General features: G+C 55.0%; 14 protein-coding genes. 3 read left to right on the top strand and 11 right to left on the bottom strand.

All coding sequences use genetic code 11. The features are described 5' to 3' along the window. Nucleotides 1-63: 63 nt before the first annotated feature. The 4 genes from HC231_RS01365 to HC231_RS01380 form a co-directional block, all read right to left on the bottom strand. Nucleotides 64-819 carry an amino acid ABC transporter ATP-binding protein gene (locus HC231_RS01365; protein WP_246494659.1) on the bottom strand — a complete coding sequence of 252 codons (756 nt, stop codon included), beginning with the start codon at nucleotides 817-819 and terminating at the stop codon, nucleotides 64-66. After that, nucleotides 816-1,937 (bottom strand): amino acid ABC transporter permease, encoded by a 1,122-nt coding sequence (locus tag HC231_RS01370; protein WP_208229400.1) that lies wholly within the window; start codon nucleotides 1,935-1,937, stop codon nucleotides 816-818. Before HC231_RS01370 ends, HC231_RS01365 begins: the two co-directional genes overlap by 4 nt. Nucleotides 1,938-1,947: 10 nt before the next feature. Beyond that, nucleotides 1,948-3,174 carry an amino acid ABC transporter permease gene (locus HC231_RS01375; protein ID WP_246494661.1) on the bottom strand — a complete coding sequence of 409 codons (1,227 nt, stop codon included), beginning with the start codon at nucleotides 3,172-3,174 and terminating at the stop codon, nucleotides 1,948-1,950. 282 nt (nucleotides 3,175-3,456) lie between these two features. Continuing rightward, nucleotides 3,457-4,506, bottom strand: coding sequence for an amino acid ABC transporter substrate-binding protein (locus HC231_RS01380; protein WP_208229401.1), 1,050 nt, complete (start codon nucleotides 4,504-4,506; stop codon nucleotides 3,457-3,459). Nucleotides 4,507-5,059: 553 nt separating this feature from the next. Here HC231_RS01380 and HC231_RS01385 point away from each other — a divergent pair. Further along, on the top strand, nucleotides 5,060-5,566 hold the full coding sequence (locus tag HC231_RS01385) for an RES family NAD+ phosphorylase (protein WP_208229402.1): 507 nt from the start codon (nucleotides 5,060-5,062) through the stop codon (nucleotides 5,564-5,566). A gap of 200 nt (nucleotides 5,567-5,766) precedes the next feature. On the opposite strand, the gene HC231_RS01390 is transcribed toward HC231_RS01385, so the two are convergent. The 3 genes from HC231_RS01390 to HC231_RS01400 all read right to left on the bottom strand — a co-directional run bounded on the left by HC231_RS01390 (nucleotide 5,767) and on the right by HC231_RS01400 (nucleotide 9,398). Beyond that, a complete protein-coding gene (locus HC231_RS01390) occupies nucleotides 5,767-6,522 on the bottom strand; it encodes a sulfite exporter TauE/SafE family protein (RefSeq protein WP_208231180.1) in 756 nt (251 codons plus the stop codon). A 109-nt stretch (nucleotides 6,523-6,631) separates the two neighbouring features. Next, the gene (locus HC231_RS01395) at nucleotides 6,632-7,957 is read right to left on the bottom strand and encodes an MmgE/PrpD family protein (protein ID WP_208229403.1); all 1,326 of its coding nucleotides are present in this window, start codon (nucleotides 7,955-7,957) and stop codon (nucleotides 6,632-6,634) included. Between the two features lie 82 nt (nucleotides 7,958-8,039). Beyond that, nucleotides 8,040-9,398, bottom strand: a complete 1,359-nt coding sequence (locus HC231_RS01400; protein ID WP_208229404.1) for an MmgE/PrpD family protein — start codon at nucleotides 9,396-9,398, stop codon at nucleotides 8,040-8,042. A gap of 341 nt (nucleotides 9,399-9,739) precedes the next feature. On the opposite strand from HC231_RS01400, the gene HC231_RS01405 reads away from it, so the two are divergent. Further along, entirely contained in the window at nucleotides 9,740-10,393 is a 654-nt protein-coding gene (locus HC231_RS01405; RefSeq protein ID WP_208229405.1) for a GntR family transcriptional regulator, read from the top strand. A gap of 504 nt (nucleotides 10,394-10,897) precedes the next feature. On the opposite strand, the gene hemY is transcribed toward HC231_RS01405, so the two are convergent. From hemY to hemC, 4 genes are read right to left on the bottom strand one after another with little or no spacing between them, the layout of a single operon-like run. Then, on the bottom strand, nucleotides 10,898-12,109 hold the full coding sequence (gene hemY, locus HC231_RS01410) for a protoheme IX biogenesis protein HemY (RefSeq protein ID WP_208229406.1): 1,212 nt from the start codon (nucleotides 12,107-12,109) through the stop codon (nucleotides 10,898-10,900). 2 nt (nucleotides 12,110-12,111) lie between these two features. After that, nucleotides 12,112-13,239, bottom strand: a complete 1,128-nt coding sequence (gene hemX, locus HC231_RS01415; protein ID WP_208229407.1) for a uroporphyrinogen-III C-methyltransferase — start codon at nucleotides 13,237-13,239, stop codon at nucleotides 12,112-12,114. A gap of 23 nt (nucleotides 13,240-13,262) precedes the next feature. Beyond that, a complete protein-coding gene (gene hemD, locus HC231_RS01420) occupies nucleotides 13,263-14,003 on the bottom strand; it encodes a uroporphyrinogen-III synthase (protein WP_208229408.1) in 741 nt (246 codons plus the stop codon). Further along, nucleotides 14,000-14,941, bottom strand: coding sequence for a hydroxymethylbilane synthase (gene hemC, locus HC231_RS01425; RefSeq protein WP_208229409.1), 942 nt, complete (start codon nucleotides 14,939-14,941; stop codon nucleotides 14,000-14,002). The genes hemD and hemC overlap by 4 nt, the downstream gene beginning before the upstream one ends. A gap of 335 nt (nucleotides 14,942-15,276) precedes the next feature. Here hemC and HC231_RS01430 point away from each other — a divergent pair, with 335 nt between their 5' ends. Then, a complete protein-coding gene (locus HC231_RS01430) occupies nucleotides 15,277-17,832 on the top strand; it encodes a class I adenylate cyclase (RefSeq protein ID WP_208229410.1) in 2,556 nt (851 codons plus the stop codon). The last annotated feature ends 51 nt before the right edge of the window (nucleotides 17,833-17,883 follow it).

A 17,883-nucleotide genomic window follows, 5' to 3' on the forward strand; every position in this document is an offset into this window, starting at 1 on the left:
AAACACAATGAATTACCGTTATCTGCTCTATTTTGTCTCCGCCGGGCGACAATTCGGCCACCGTTAATGCATCAGGATCTGCTCAAGGAACTGACGGGTGCGAGGGTGCTTGGGCTGATTGAAAAAGGTTTGCGGCGGCGCGGATTCGATCACGCTGCCGTCGGCCATCAGGATCACGTTATCGGCCACCGTCTTGGCGAAACCCATCTCATGCGTGACCACGATCATGGTCATGCCGCTTTCCGCCAGGTCGAGCATCACGTCCAGCACTTCTTTAATCATTTCCGGATCGAGCGCCGAAGTCGGCTCGTCGAACAGCATGATTTCCGGCTGCATGCATAATGCGCGCGCAATCGCCACGCGCTGCTGCTGTCCGCCCGATAGCTGCAGCGGAAACTTGTGCGCCTGATTGGCGATATGCACTTTTTCCAGATAGTGCATCGCCAGTTCGATGGCCTGCTGCTTTTTCATTTGCCTGACCAGCGTTGGGCCGATAATCAGGTTATCCAGTACGCTCAGATGCGGAAACAGGTTGAACTGCTGGAACAGCATGCCGATGCTAAGGCGGATGCGGTTGATGTTTTTGATGTTGTCGTTCATCTCGATGCCGTTGACGAGAATCTGCCCCTGATGGTGCTCTTCCAGCCGGTTAATGCAGCGGATCAGCGTGGATTTGCCCGAACCGGAGGGGCCGCAGATCACCACGCGCTCCCCTTTGGCCACGTTCAGCGATACGTTGTTCAGCGCCTGAAACCCGCCATACCATTTGCTGACGGATTTGATTTCAATCACCGGCTCGGTGGAAAGCGAACTACTCATGACAAAGCTCCGTGGTTAAGCGTTTCAGGATTACGGCTGGCATCAATGCGTTTTTCCACCCACAGCGCATAGCGGGAAAGCAAAAAGCCGAAAAACAGATAAATGAAAGAAATAAATAGATAAGTTTCAATGTAATAGCGGCGCCAGAGCGGATCCTGCATCACCGAGCTGGTGGCGGTCAGAATATCGAACAGGCCGATAATAATAACGAAAGAGGTGTTCTTCATGGCCGCGATAATGTGATTGGTCATCGCGGGCAGGCAGATGCGCAACGCCTGCGGCAGAATGATTTTCGTGGTGGTGTGCCAGTAATTCAGGTTGAGCACCGCCGCGGCTTCGTACTGTCCGCGCGGCACGGATTGCAGGCCGCCGCGAATCACTTCCGCCTGATAGCAGGCGAAGAACAGCGCGATGCCGATGATAATGCGCAGCAGTTTGTTGACCTCCATGCCGGCGGGCAGAAACAGCGGGAAGACATTGACGGCCACAAACAGGATGGTAATCAACGGCACGCCGCGCAGACCTTCAATAAAAATCACCGACAGGCTGCGCAGGAAAGGCAGCGGCGAACGGCGGCCAAGCGCCAGCAACACGGAAAACGGCATGCCGATCACCACCGTGCCGCTAAACAGCAGAATGGTCAGCGGCAATCCGCCCCATTCGGATGAGGGAACATAAGTTAGCCCGAAAATCCCGCCGCTCATCAGAATAGCCATGACGCAGGTGGAAAGCAGCCATAACGGCAACAGAATGCGTGAATGCCAGAAACGCGGCATCAGCGACAGGCCGAGCGTCAGGAACCAGACCGTCATGGCGATAACCAGCCGCCAGTGCTGATCGTAAGGATAGAGGCCAAACAGGATCGGCCGGTGTTTCTCGCCAATCACCGCCCAGCAGGCGCCCGCGGCCGCCCGGCATACTTGCGGATCGCTGGCGCGCCAGACGGCGTCGATAATTCCCCAGCGCAGCAGTTTATCGCCGACGGTCAGCAATAGCGCGGCCAGCAACAGCGTCAGGATCGTCTGCGGCAGGCTGCTGAACAGGTTGCCGCGCATCCAGCGCCAGGCGGTGAACAGCCTGGGGCTTACTGAATCGGATGAAAAAGCAGGGTATGACATGGCGCTTTCCTCAGCGTTCTTTGATGGCGACAAAGCGGTTAAAGATATTCATCAGCAGCGACGTCGTGCAGCTGATCGTCAGGTAAACCACCATCATGATGGCGATCACCTCCAGCGCCTGGCCGCTTTGATTCATCAGGGTATTGCTGATGTTCGCCAACTCAGGGTAGCCCACCACCACCGCAATCGAACTGTTTTTGGACAGGCTGACGAACTGGCTGGTCAGCGGCGGAACGATCACCCGCATCGCCTGGGGAATGATAATGTGGCGCATCATCTGACCGGGGGACAGCGATAGCGAGCGGGCGGCTTCCAACTGCCCCTTGGAGATTGACTGGATGCCGGCCCGGACTATTTCGGCAATAAAGGCGGAGGAGTAGAGCGAAATCCCCAGCAGCAGGGAAGTGAATTCCGGGCTGATGGTGAATCCGCCGCGGAAATTAAAGCCGCTCAGTTCCGGCCGGTTAAGCTGGTGGGGGCTACCGGACAGCCACCAGGCCAGCAGCGGCAGGCCGATAATCAGGGTCAGCGCGATACGGCCGACCGGCAGTACGCGGCCATGATGTTCGCGCAGACGGCGCGCGGCCAGTTTCAGTCCGGCGCTGATAATCAAAGCCGCCAACAGCGCGATGGCGAACCACTGCCAGCCGGGGTGGGGGGCCGGCAGCGCGAAAGAGAGGCCGCGGTTGGTCAGAAATCCCAGGCCGCCGAGTTCGATCGCCGCGCGCGGGCTGGGCAGGTTGCGGATCACTACCGACCAGAAAATTACCTGTAAAATTACCGGAATATTGCGCATCAGCTCCACGTAGACGCCGGCGATGCGCGCCAGCAGCCAGTTTTTCGATACTCTGGCGATGCCGACGGAAAACCCCAAAACGGTGGCTAAGATAATTCCCCAGAACGAGACATACAGCGTGTTGAGCAGCCCCACCGCCACGGCGCGGGCATAGCTGTCGCGCGGGCTGTAATCGATAAGTTTTTCGCCGATTTCAAACCCGGCGGCATGATGCAGGAAGCCGAAACCGGTGGCGATGTTCTGCGAGCGCAGGTTATCCACCACGTTGGTATATAGCCAATGGCTGAATAAAATAAGCAATACGCCAAGTAACGCCTGATAAAACCATGCCCGAAATGATTTACTGCCAATGATGGCGAATATGTTTTTATACGCAAAAAACTTTTCCAAAGAAAAAAGAAAAGCCGCCGGCGCGGTTATTTTTTGTTGATGCTTCATCATCAATTTTTCTTTTATTTCAGGCAACAACCTGTCCTCTTAATAACTGATCTTTTCAGGCAACATATCCGCTTGATGTTATTTTCATCCAGAGAGCATTGAAAATAACATCATGGCGTAATACGAATAACCGGCATTCGTTTATACCCGTCATCTTTCAAGTCGCAGGTGCGTTGGCTTCCCTCACTCTCCCCAGTCACTTACTTGAGTAAGGTTCTGGGGGTCACTCGGTCGCCGCCTTCCTGCAACTCGAAATCTATTGGGTATACGCCATGATGAGGAGGATCATTGAATCGGCAAACCGTACAGCAGGCCGCCTTTGGTCCAGAGATTATTCAGATCGCGGTCCAGCGGCGCAGGCGTATCCGGGCCGAAGTGGCGGTTATAGATGTCGGCATAATTACCGACTTGCTTAACGATGTTGTACGCCCACTTGTTGTCCAGACCCAGCTTTTGGCCGTAATCGCCGGTCACGCCCAGCAGCGCCTGAACTTCCGGGTCGTTGTCGCCCAGTTTGCCGTCCACATTCTTCTGATTGATATCCATCTCTTCGGCATTGAACGTGGCGTATACCACCCATTTAACAATGTCGTACCACTGATCGTCCCCTTGACGCACGGCCATCGCCAGCGGTTCTTTAGAGTAGATGCCCGGTAAAATAAAGTGATCGGCGGCATTTTCCGCATCATAAATACGCACCCCCGGCAGCGCGACTTTATCGCGGGCAATCACGTCACAGCGGCCGGCCAGATAGGCGGCGACGTATTCTTTATTGTTTTCGATCACTACCGGCGTGTAATGCAGGTTGCGCGCAGCGAAAATTTGCGCCACGTTGTGTTCGGTGCTGCTGCCGGGCGTGATGCATACCGTCGCGCCGTCCAGATCCTCGATTTTTTTCACGCCGGAATCCGCGCGCACCATAAAGCCGGTGCCGGTATAGAAGGTCGGCGGCGCGAAATTCAGCCCCAGCGAGGTATCGCGGGATAATGACGCCGTGATATTACGCGACAGGACGTCCACTTCGCCGGACTGAATCGCCGGGAAGCGCTGTGCGGTGGACAGCGCGGAAAAACGGACCTTGCCGGCATCGCCGAAGATGGCGGCGGCCAGCGCGCGGCAATAATCGACGTCCAGCCCCGTCCATTGTCCTTTGCTGTCGATGGAAGAGAAGCCATGACGGGCAGGGTGGACGCCGCAGATCAGTTCTCCTCTGGCCTTGATTTTTTTCAGCGTCTCACCATTGCCGGGCGCGGCGGTTTCCGCATGGGCAGGCAAGAGCGTATTCCCCAGGGTTAGCAGCATAACAGTTGCAAAAACGAGCGTTCTTTTCAGCATGGAAAATCCTTATAGCGAGTGTGTTTTCACTTAACTTGCTGTTATTATTAATAATATGCTTTACTGTGTTCTTTTGTATACCAATATTCTCAGCACCCTGACTAAATGGCAAATAGCAAATTTCACTATGCAAAGAAGAATAATGGATATAGAAATAAAACCGGAGATAGCGGTCTATTTATCTCGAAAACAACGATCTCGAAAACAATGAACTCCCGATTAAATAACCTTAATTAAATAGTGGATTTGTTTTTTGCCGGTCGTCATCGCTATTTTCTCTGTTAATTCCAGATAATCAGAGACGAACGCTTATGAATATCAAAAGACAATATTGACTGGCATACCGGTTTCATCCCTTTTCGACATCGGGTTGCAGGTAATAAAATGAACGCCTCTCATCGCGGACGGTTGGGCGGTAGTGTGAAAATGATTGATGGGCGTTAAGTCGGGGAATGCCCGTATTCTCATTTTATCGACAGGCAATTGTGCTATGAATGCCATAAGGCAACCACTTTAAGTCAATAGATAAAAAGCCTTGATGATGAAGGAGAAAATGTTGATTACACCTCATTTGATTGCAGATCCCGGCCAGGTTTTAACTAAAGTGGAAGGGATTTTCTATCGCGCTATTGATCCGGTGTACCGAGCGCACACTCTGTCCGGTTCCAGAAATCCCGGACGGTATTCAAGCATTAATCAGCCCACCCTTTATCTCAGTTCATCGCCTGAAGGAGTGGAGGCGGCTATGAAATCACATAAAGGCACCCGGAGTCATTCCCTTGATATTGTAAGGGTTGATGTGACGGCTGACAGTATTTTCGATCTACGGAATGAATCAGCCATGTCGCTGATGGGCATCAGGCTTGAGGATACAACCGCGCCGTGGCAGGAAATAGTTGCTAAAGGCGATATCCCAAGTTCGTGGGCCGTTCGGAATCGTCTGGAGGCTTACGGTGCCAAAGGATTAATTGATCCTTCAAGAAAAGCGCCGGGCCTATGGCACCTGGTTCTATTTTCATGGAATGCCGATAGTTCATCACAGGTTTATGTCCTGGATTGATTTATTGAAGTTTACCAAGATGTAGGTCAGAGCGCGGCTCGCTAAACCTGAAAGAAGTACCGGGCTCCGCGTTCGAGGCGTAGGGCAGCGGATTTCATTAGGGCCGGCAAACCGCTCTCGCAACGGCATAAAAAGATTGGATATATAGACGCAATCGCCCTGTCCGTCATGAAGTGCAATACCCGGCAAACGGCAGGCGCTTATAGATATCCCCTGATCCCCTGCCAGATTAGCTGTGAGCAGAGGATAATCATCGTCAGACGAAACGCGGTGCGAAACAATTTTTCCGGCAGGTTATCCAACAGCCGGGCGCCGAGCCAGGTGCCCAGTACGCCGCTGGCGATCATGGCGCTCAGCATCGGCAGCCAACTGGCGTAAGCAAAGCCCATCAGGCCGAAGGCGAGAATTTTTAAGCCGTGTTGCAGCACCATACAGGTGGCGTGAGTGGCGATCAGCGGTTGTCTGGTCAACCCCTGCGAACTGATCAGACCGGCCACCAGCGGCCCGGTGGCGCCGACGATCATCGTGCCGATGCTGGCTACCGCCCCGCCGAGAATAAAGAACAGGCGGTTTACCTTTTTGGCCGGCGGGCGTTTATAAAATACCGACCACAGAATAAACAGCGCCAGGGCGATTTTGGCGATATTGTCCGGTATCCATGCCGCGACCGGCGCGCCGAGCGCAATACCCACCGCGCTGCCGATGAAAAACCACAGCACCAGCGGCCAGACGACATACAGCCGCTGAATCAGCGTCCGGCTCAGGTTTGAGCCGAGCTGTACGATGCCGTGTACCGGCAATAGGCTGCCGATCGGCATGCCCAACCCCATGATGGCCAGCAGCGTCACGCCGCCGCCCAGCCCCAGCGCGGCGGTCAGGGCAGAGGTGAGAAAACTGCAAAATACCAGTACACCGGCAAACAGCGGCGAAATTTCCGGCGGGATCAGGTTGAGCATAATAAACAATCTCATGATAACGCGATGAACGACTGCATCGCCTTTTTACCGGACCAGCCGGGCTGGAGAAAGCGATGCCTTAATGACCGGTCAGGCCGGTATGCTGGTGTTAGCGGAAATCATCCTGGAGCAGACGCTGATACAACGCCTGGGCCGCCTCACGCGTCATTGTCTGACTGGCGCAATCGAGGAATTTCTGTTCAATCAGATTGTCCGGCAACGGAATGGCCGCGCTTGAACCCATCGCCCCCGCAACGTGACGGCTAAAACGCTGTCCGTCCTGAGCGATCAGCGTGACCTGCGCGCTGTGGGTCGTTTCTTCATCATGACAGCTCAGTTCTACTTTCTCCATCAGGGCATTGGTGAGCGGATCGTTGAACGCCGCGTCATCAATAAAGTCATCCAGCGTTAGCCGACCGTTTACCCATGCGCGGGCAATACAGTAATGCAGGCTGAATTTTCCCGCCAGCGGGGTTTCCGGCTGCGGTATGTTGATGTGCGGGAAACGGATCGGGTGAACGGCGATCTGAATACGCGCGATCTGTTCGGCGGGCAGCGCGGTCTGTTCACGCAGGGCCAGCAGTCCGTCCAGCGGCGATAAGATCGCGTAGCAGCAGGGAAAATACTTAAAGCTGTTGCCTTTGACCTTATCAAGAATATGCGATGGCGCATCCCAGCTTTCCGTCAGTGGGGTGGCGTCGTAGTTTTCCGGCCCGCGGTTATAAACGTTGAAATAACCGTGGTTGTGCTCAAAGGCGGTAGACCCGGCGCTGTATCCCTGTCGGGCCAGCAGAACCGCCATCACCGCGCTGCGATTGGCGTGTCCGACAGCCAGGGATTTAGTCTGGCTGCCAAAGTTGGATTTGATGCCGGACGCCAACGATGCGCTAATCGACAGCGCGGCGGCCGTTTGTTCTTCGCTGAGACCGAGCAGCACGGCGCTGGCGGCGACGGCCGCGAAAATGCCGACGGAGGTGGTCGGATGCCAGCCGTGACGGTATTGATACGGGCTGACCGTTTTTCCCATTCGTACCGCGGTTTCGTAACCGGCCAGATAGGCGCGCAGTATCTCCGAACCGCTGGATTGCCGTTCATCCGCCAGCGCCAGCAGCGCCGGCAGCACCACGACCGAGATATGGCCGTGCAGCCAGGAGTTGGAATCATCAAAATCCAGCAAATGCGCGGAGGCGCCATTCAGCAAGGCGGCATCCAGCGCATTGAGATGCAAATCCGTGCCGAACACCCGGCTTTTCCCTGGCGCCGCCGAGGGAAGGATAACCGCCCGAAGTTTTTCCGCGCCATCCTGAACGCCGCCCGCCAGCGTTACGCCCAGCGTATCGATAATGGCGGTTCTGGCGTGCGCCAGGGCGTCGGCGGGAAAGGTTTGGCGGGAAAACGCCAACAGATTATGAGCAAACTGGCGGGCAATGGTCATGAAATGGGGATCCTGTACAAATATCGCAATAAAGTCCGGCCGTTAGCGTTCGGCCGGGACTCAAGGGTTAAGTGGGTTGGCGTTATACGCGGCCGGCTAGGATTTCGCTGATGACGGACAGCGATCCCGGCCGTTCAAAATCGAGCGCGGCCTGATACAACCTGCCGCTGTCTGCGGCGCCTAATACCGGTACGGTCAGCGTATCGAACTTGGCGCGCAGTTCCTCATCAGTGAGCGGATTTTCCGCATGACCGCGATAGACCTGCGTTTCACCGTGCAGTTGTTCACCGTCTTCCAGCCAGATGTCGATAAAAGCGGAGCTGGCCGACTGGCCGTCAACCGCCTCCACCTCCAACAGCGGCAGCAACTGGCGGGGGCGCGGATCGTCGACGGTTTGCTGGGTGAAATCGGTATCGGCCAGTTGGTAGCCGCTCAGCGCAAGGGTAATGCAGTGGGGAATGCTGAATTTGCTTTCCAACGGCGTTTTCGGGTTGGCGATGCCGGCGTTGACCATGCCCATCGGATGCACTTTGGCGTGAATCCGTTTGATTTTTCGGCCGTTAAGCCGTGGATAGAGGCCGAGCGCCGTTTCTATCGAAGCGTGCGTCCCGCGACAGCTGGCGTAGAGTTTGTAGCCGTTGGTCAGCAGTTCCCAACTCTGGCCGAAATCCAACGGAGGAATTTCCGCACTGCCGTCCTGAATGAAGATTTTCACCCAGCCGTCCGTTTCATAGAAATGATGCGCGGCGACAAAGCCTTCGGCGGCGAGTTCGGCGGCCATAATGCCGTCCATCGCCGCTTTACCGGCATGAAATGGTTTTCCATGCGTGCCGGAGGATTTTTGCAGCCCGCCCATCATGGTGGCCGCCGCGCCAAGCGCATTGGCGATTTGTTGCGGATTCAATTGCAGGATTGAGGCGGCGACAGCAGCGGCGCCCGCCCGTCCGACGACCGAGGTGGGGTGGAAGCCCCGCCGTTGCAGATTACGCCCGACGCCGGGAACCCAGCCGCCGCCCAGTTTAGCCATAACCTCGAATCCGGTAATAAAGGCGATTAACGTCGCCCGTTCGCTGGCGTCATACGCCTGCGCCATCGCCAGCGCGGCAGACCAGCAAGGGCCGCTCGGGTGTCCGGCGCCGGCCGGATGGGTATCATCGTAATCGGCGGCATGCGACATGGTGGCGTTGACCAGCGCGGCCAGCGCCGGCGTGGTTTTGCCGCCGAGAAAAATTTGCGCGTCGCCCTGCGAATTCCAACGTTTGACGACCTGGCGTACCGCTTGTACGGCATCATCATTAGCCGCGCCCAACGCCACGCCCAGATAATCAATTAACGCGCGTTTTGCTTCATGCAGCACGACGTCGGGAATAGCGATTCGGGGAGCCTGGCTGATAAACTGGCTAAGTTGTTCTCCGCGTGAGAACACGGGGGTCGTGGTCATCGAAATGACTCCTTAAGCAAAAAAGCTGTGGCGCTAATGATGAAAACGGCGCAGAGGGCAGAGCGAAAGCGCGTTCTTTATTTCTGCATTCAATTGTATACCGTGATATAAAAAGAGAATAACAACAGAGCCTGCCGCTGCAAAGATGCTTTTTAGCTAAGCAAAGAACAAAATAAGCAATGCGAGATATTGCCAATGGTGTAGCGTCGGGCAAACTTGAAATGTTTTCAACTCGTTGATACTTGCCCATCCGGTGAACGGAGCGAGCGGGTTTATCATGAGGTTTTTCGGCCCACGCGCCGTGCGCCCATTTTAATGACTCAATTACAAAATGACGGATTATGAATCTAAAAACGACCGACCGAGAAACGGCTTCATCGCCTTTTGAGACCCTGATAGCCGCGATTGAAAACGGCGAGCTATTGCCGGGGGAACGTTTGCAGGAGGCCCGGCTGGCGAAGCAGTTCGGTCTGAGCCGTACCCCGATTCGTGAAGCATTGCATCGTTTGGAAACGCTGGGATTGGTTGAACCCGGCCCGCAGCGTGGTCTGATGATTGCCCAGCTTAGCTATGAGCGGCTGCGTCAGTTATTTGCGGTACGTGAAGGGTTGGAGCGACTGGCTATCGATCTTGCCGTGACCTCGGCGTCTGAGGAAGAGATTGGTTTATTGCAGGACATGGTTAACGCCGAACGGCAAATTAGCGACAGTAAACGGCTGCACGACCATAATCGATTGTTCCACCGTCAGATTTATCGTTCTACTCACAATCCCTACCTGAATGAAATGCTGGATAACCTGCGCATTCACCTGTCGCTGTTGCGCGGCACCACCTATGAGTTGCCGGAACGGGTTGAGGAAGCGAAAAAAGAGCACCAGTTGATCGTTGAGGCATTGGCGCGGCGCGATCGTGAAGCGGCGCAGGAAGTCGCCTGTCAGCATATCAGAAATGGTTACCGGGCCCGTCTCAGCATTTTGAGCCAGCGGGATTTTTAAATTGTCGGTATTTGACGACAGGAACGATACGGTCTGTCTCTATGCGGAGACATCTAACTCTTTGATTAATAATTGGTAAGGCCGGCGTGGCGGAATCTGTCTCTTAATGGCGACGTTTTTTATACGTGACCTTTGGTTTTCCATCCCCTGAGCGCGGATACGTTCGACGTATTTGTCTGATTAAAATTTTATTTATTATCAATGGATTATGATTAATTCAGGGGCGATATAAAATATAGTGGGGCGCATTGGCATAATTTGTGCTTAAATATGCGCGTAGATGCTCATTCCACCTTCTATGTTCGCTTCGGCTTCATAATCCTGGGAATGACGCAGAGCCAATTTGCGGTGCCTATAGTCCAATTCCAGATGAAGGTGTTACATCTCCATCGGACTTTCCGGACATAACGTTGAGTGAGGCACCATATCGTTGTCTTACAGACCTGATATTTTTCAACGCTTACCATTATCGGTAAGCGTTTTTTTTGGGCTTCAGGCAGCCGATCAGGCGTCTTGTTTCGGCGATTCGGCGGGAGATTGCAGCGTGAGCATTAGACCCTCCTGTCGCATTTTTGCCGCTTCATCGGGCTGATGGAGGCGGTCAAGAGCGTCGGCGCGCCAGGCGTAGTCATAAGCGTCCGGGCGTTGCTCCAGCGCGGCACGGAAAGCATCGCTGGCTTGCTGCCATTCGCCGTGCTTCATCAACAACTGGCCTAGCGTGCTGTTCAGCAACGGCGTCGCGCCCTGCTGTTTGATCAACTGGTGCAACGCTTTTTCCAACCGTTCGGGATCGTCGGACTTAAGGCGCGGCATCAACAGAATCAGGCGTTCGTCATATTGGCGTTTGAGCCCGTCCAGAATGATTTTCTGAGCGGTATCGTGGTCGTCGCACTCAATAAGATGCTCCGTCATCGCCACTTGCAGGGGAACTTCGTGGCGGACTTTACGGCTCTGATTGCTCCACCATTGTTTCAGCCCTTCACTGCCGCCGTCCGCCATCGCCTGATTCATCAGGCCGATATAAGCCTGTTGCTGTAGCTCTTGCAGCTGCGCGTCGTCGTGCACATTGGTTTTGCGCATCGCGGGAAGAATATCCAACAATGCGCTGTAAGCATTGGTGCGCAGGAACGCCTGCTCCGCAAGACGCAAGACTTCCGGGTGGCGCGGAGCGACTTCCAGCAAGCGATCGACGCCATGACGGGCGGCGTGATCTTCATGACGAGCCAATTGAATGCGCACCCTGGTAATATCCACCGGCAGTTGATCGGTATCGGCGATTTCCGCGGCGCGCTCCAGATACTGCTTGGTGCGGAAATCATCGCCGCGCTGCTGCGCCGCTTCCGCCGCCAGCAGATAGTTAACCACCGGCTGATCTGCATGATCGGCATTGCGGGTCATCAACTTCTCTACTTGACGATAATCGCCTTCCGCCAGTTTGAGCAGCGCCGCCCTGGTCTGTTTTCTGGCCCGGCTGCGTTTGCGGCCCAGGAACCAGCCGCGGGTGCGGGCGCCGGTACGGAATATCCGGCGAATGACCCACTCAACGGCCAACAGGACCAGGTACAGCAGCACCAGGCTGATGACCAGACCGGTCACGCTGGTTTCAATATTGTAGTTGTCCGTTTGAATCAGCACGTATCCCTGATGACCGGCTACCATCGGGCCGATAACCACGCCCGCGATCAGGATGAGAAACAGCAGCAAAATTCTCAGCATGTTCAACCCTCCTGTTGAATCGCCGGCGTCTGCGCCAGTAGGTTGCGTACCCGCGTCTGCATCAGTTTTTCCAGTAGCGGTTGGCTTTGCAGTTTGGCCGGCACATCCATTGAAATGGACTGTTGGCTCAACTCGTCCAGCCTGTCCAGAAAGGCCTGGGTGTTTGGATCGCTGGTGTCAAAGTAGGCTCTGATCCAGGTGGAGACCGTTTCCAGAGACTGCTTATAGATTTCGTTTTGATGGCGCGGGATGGCCTGGGCCGCCACCAACAGACGCGAACGGATATTTTCACGCAGATAAATGTCTTGATTCGGCGCCAGCAGCGGCTCCGCAGCGCTATCGCGGCGGCGAATGGTGATGAATTCAGCCATAAAGTTATGCCAGCTCTTGCTGAGATTTTGCCGCCATTCGCTGAGAGACGCCGAAAGCTCCGTGCTGTTCTCATCCATTGGGGCTTCATCGGTATTGTTGTCGGCAAGGCGCAGGTTATCCACCTGATCGGTCAACTGGTTAACTTTAAGGATGATGCCGTCGAAGTCGATCTGGCTGACGCCCGACAGCGCGCTGATATCGCTGGTGAGAGCCCGGCGAACCTCAATCACGCTCGGATCGTTCATTTCCGCCAGACTGGCGTCCGCGCTTTTCAGCAACGCGCCCGCCGTGGTGACGTCCTTATCGCTCCATAACTTCCGGCCCGCCATTTTCACCAGGAAATCCGCCTGTGATAACAGCCAGGTGTTGGTATCGTGCTCGGTCAGAGAGGCCAGCTTTTTCTGTATGTCGTCAGACTGGAGGGTCAAGGCGTCAAGACGCTGCTGCGTGGCGTCCAGCGCTTTGCTATGCTGCTGCTGCGCGTCCCGCCACTGCTGCTGTTCCTGTTTGTATTGTTGTTGCAGCGCGCTTAACTGAGACTCCAGGCTCTGGACGGCGGCGGCGTCCTGTTGATTTTGCTGATGAATGTAGTAATAGAGACCGCCGCTAAGCGCCAGCGCGATAACGATGGCGATTGCCCCCAGTATCACGCCGCTTTGTTTGGTTGGTTGCGGTTTCCGCTCCTGCTGCTGATGCGCGGGCGCAACCGGTTCTGCAACCTCTTCAGATGGGGTCGTGGGGGTATTGTGTTCCGTCATAATGGTACATCCCATGATCAGGTTTATTGTAGTGCGCGCATGAGCGCATCGTTGTCGGCATTATCGGCTATCCGAATGTTACGCCAGCCGAGTTGGCGAGCCTGGATAGCCAATCGTTCGCTAACCACAATCAACTGACAATCCAGTAACCAGGAAGCCCGATAGTAATCAGGCACTAAAGTATAGATCCGTTGTAACATTTCTCCGCTGGTGATCACCAGCCTGTCTATGCCGGCCTGTTGCCAGTGACGGCTTTGTTCCAACCCGTCGTAGTGAACGGGGCAACGTTGGTAGCATTCACAGTAACTCACTTTTGCTCCGCGTTCTGTGAGCGTGTCGCCCAGTAATTCCCTGCCGCCGTTACCTCGTAATAATAGTGCGTGTTTACCATTAACATACTGTAATTCTGGTAATTGCAATAAACTTTCGCTGGTTTCCCGCTCGGAAGGGTAGGCGACATGACGCGCGCTGACTTTATGCAGCGTCAGGGCGGTTGTGCGGCCGATGGCATAGTAGCTCAGATTTTGCGGCCAACCGGCGCCGCGCCGGGTTAACAGCGGATCCGCGTAGTCTACCGCGTGCCGCGAGAGCGCGAAGAGCAGATCGCCGGGGCGTAAGCGCGCCAGCATCGAGGGCAACTGCGCCAGTTCGCCGCCCGGTGAAAATTCGATCAGCGGGCTGTGGTAGGCGCTGTAGCCCAGCTTTCTTAAGCGGGCCACCAGTTGCTCGCCGGCCGGGGATGGACGGGTAACCAGAATTGTCATGATGAGGAAGCGTCCTGATAAACCGTCTGAAGAATTTCTCTGGCGCCCTTCGCCAACAGTTCTTCCGCCAGCATAACGCCGATTTGTTCCGCGTCCGAGGCGGAGCCTCTACGCTCCCCGGTAATGATTTTGCCGCCGTCGGGCGAGCCGACCAGCGCGCGCAGCCACAGCGTGCCGCCTTCCAGCTCGGCGTAGCCGCCGATGGGAACCTGACAGCCGCCTTCAAGGCGAAGGTTCATCGCTCGCTCGGCCAGTACGCGCGTAGCGGTATCGTCATGGTTCAGCGGCGCGAGAAGCCGGCGGGTGCGTTCGTCGTCCAGCCGGCATTCAATGCCGATTGCGCCTTGCCCCACCGCGGGCAACGACGTTTCCGGGCTGAGCGGGCTACGGATTCGCTCTTCCAGCCCCAGGCGCTTTAGCCCTGCGACCGCCAGAATAATCGCGTCATATTCGCCGCTATCCAGTTTCGCCAACCGGGTTCCCACATTGCCGCGTAAATCACGGATAACGAGGTCGGGGCGCCGGGCCCGCAGCTGGCATTGACGGCGCAGGCTGGAGGTGCCGACGCACCCGCCCGCCGGCAGTTGAGCCAGGTCGGCGTAATGATTGGAGACAAAAGCGTCGCGCGGATCGTCCCGCTCGCAAATGGTGGCGAGACCGAGGCCGTCAGGAAATGCGGCTGGCACGTCTTTCATTGAGTGTACGGCGATATCGGCGCGCCCTTCCAGCAGCGCCAATTCTAATTCTTTGACAAACAATCCCTTGCCGCCGACTTTGGCTAACGGCGTATCCAGGATGATATCGCCGCGGGTCACCATCGGTACCAGTTCGACCTGGAGTCCCTGATGGCAAGCGCGCAATAGCTGCTGAACATATTGTGCTTGCCACAGGGCCAGCGGGCTCTGTCGGGTGGCAATTCTAAGAATATTGTCTAACATGCTTGATACCGTTTTTATCATTTTCTTGCGCCATCGTATCATTGATGGTGCGCTAGTGTCAGGTGACGGACACGGGCGTCTGTCTTTAAGACGGGAAGAAAATGAGGGTGCAAAAAGGCATGTGACAGGCTAAATTTATCAGGCGATGATTAAAACCGTAATGAAAGCAAGGTGGATAAGTCTAACTTTCTTTACTTTCTTTACGCTTAATCAGCAAGGTGTTAAATTGATCACGTTTCCACCAATATCTTGCCCAACATTCTTCTAAATATTACATCTGGCAAGCTGGGGATACGGTTTTTTTTCTAAGCACTGGGATAATCAGGCGAAACGTCTTGTACTTCTATATCGAGACTTTGAAGCAAAGACTGGATGCGATCAACCAACTACGGGTCGATCGCGCTCTGGCAGCAATGAAACCTGCTTTTCAGCAGGTCTACAGTCTTGTGCCGATTTTATTACATTACCATCACCCACTAATGCCGGGCTATGTCGAGGGCAAGGTTCCTCACGGCATTTGCTTTTACGCGCCTGATGAAAAACAGCAGCAGTATCTGGATAAAATCGAACTGAGATGGGGGCCGTTTGCCGATTCTCACGATCAGGGCGAAATGCCGATTACCGGCGTCTACTCTATGGGCAGCACCTCGTCCATTGGGCAAAGCTGTAGCTCCGATCTGGATATCTGGGTTTGCCATCAATCCTGGTTGGATAACGAAGAGCGTCAGCGGTTGCAGAAAAAATGCACGCTGCTGGAGGAGTGGGCGGCCGCGCAGGGCGCCGACGTCAGCTTTTTTCTCATGGACGAAAACCGTTTCCGCCACAATGAAAGCGGCAGTCTGGGCGGCGAAGACTGCGGTTCGACCCAACATATTCTTTTACTGGATGAATTCTACCGTACGGCTGTCCGCATGGCGGGCAAGCGTATTCTGTGGAATATGGTGCCGGTGGAAGAAGAACCGAATTACGATGAGTATGTCCTGTCGCTGTATGCGCAAGGCGCGCTGGCGCCGAACGAGTGGCTGGATCTGGGCGGGCTGAGTACGCTTTCCGCCGAAGAGTATTTCGGCGCCAGCCTGTGGCAACTCTATAAAAGTATCGATTCCCCTTACAAAGCCGTATTGAAAACGCTGCTGCTGGAAGCCTATTCCTGGGAGTATCCCAATACGCATCTGCTGTCCATGGATATCAAAAAGCGGCTGCATAAAGGCGAAATCGTCTCTTTCGGCCTGGATCCCTACTGCATGATGCTGGAGCGGGTGACGAATTATCTGACGCAGATAAACGATCCCACCCGCCTGGATCTGGTGCGCCGATGTTTTTATTTAAAAGTCTGTGAAAAACTCTCAAAGGAACATGCCTGCGTAGGCTGGCGGCGCCAGATTCTACAGCAACTGGTGCAGGAGTGGGGCTGGAGCGCCGAACATCTGGCGATGCTGGATAACCGGGCAAACTGGAAAATAGAGCGGGTGCGCGAGGCGCATAACGAATTGCTGGATGCGATGATGCAAACTTATCGTAACCTGATTCGTTTCGCCCGCCGTAATAATCTGAGCGTAAGCGCCAGCCCGCAGGATATCGGGGTATTAACCCGCAAGCTGTATGCCGCATTTGAAGCGCTGCCGGGCAAGGTGACGCTGCTGAATCCGCAGATTTCGCCCGATTTGTCGGAGCCGAATTTAACCTTTATTTTTGTCCCGGCCGGACGAGCCAATCGTTCCGGTTGGTATCTGTACAATCAGGCGCCGTCGATGGACTCCATCATCAGCCATCAGCCGCTGGAATATAACCGCTATCTGAACAAGCTGGTGGCCTGGGCCTACTTTAATGGCTTACTGACGCCGAAGACGCGTTTGCACATTAAAGGCAGCGAATTGTGCGATATCGCCCGCCTGCAGGCGCTGGTGTCTGACGTCTCAAGCCATTTCCCATTGCGCCTGCCCGCGCCGACGCCGAAGGCGCTGTATAGCCCGTGCGAGATCCGTCACTTAGCCATTATCGTCAACCTGGAACATGATCCCACCGCGGTCTTCCGTAATCAGGTGGTGCACTTTGATTTCCGGCAGATGGACGTTTTCAGTTTTGGCCAACAGCAGCAGTGTCTGGTCGGCAGCATTGATTTGCTGTACCGCAATTCGTGGAATGAAGTGCGTACGCTGCATTTCAGCGGCGAGCAGGCGGTGCTGGAAGCGCTGAAAACGATTCTGGGCAAGATGCATCAGGATGCGGCGTTGCCGGAGTCGCTGGAAGTGTTCTGCTACAGCCAGCATTTACGCGGCCTGATCCGCACCCGTGTGCAGCAACTGGTTTCCGAATGCATTGAGTTACGCTTGACCAGCACGCGTCAGGAGCCGGGGCGGTTCAAAGCGGTGAAAGTCGCGGGGCAAACCTGGGGGCTGTTCTTCGAACGGTTGAGCGTCTCGGTGCAGAAACTGGAAAACGCCGTGGAATTCTATGGCGCGATTTCCAATAATAAACTGCAAGGGGTGCCGGTGCAGATTGAATCCAGCCACGTGCATTTGCCTGCGGTGGTGGATGGCGTCGCCAGCGAAGGCATCATTCAGTTCTTCTTTGAAGATTTGCCTGAAAACCAAGGGTTTAATATCTATATTCTGGATGAATCCAACCGGGTTGAAGTGTATCACCACTGCGAGGGCAGCAAAGAGGAACTGGTGCGTGACGTGAGCCGTTTCTACTCGTCGTCGCACGATCGCTTTACCTATGGCTCCAGCTTTATCAACTTCAATCTGCCGCAGTTTTATCAAATTGTTCAGTTGGATGACCGAACCCAGGTGATTCCGTTTCGCAGCAGCGCGCTTTCTCATCTCTGTATTACCCCCGTCATTGATGATAACGCCAAGAGCATGCAACAACGGTTGCAAATACTCTGACGGCGCCTGATGTGAGGGAAAACGCGGCAAAGCATCCCGGCTCTTCCAAGC

Origin of the sequence: Brenneria izadpanahii (genome assembly GCF_017569925.1) — a bacterium.
Classification (GTDB): Bacteria; Pseudomonadota; Gammaproteobacteria; order Enterobacterales; family Enterobacteriaceae; genus Brenneria; species Brenneria izadpanahii.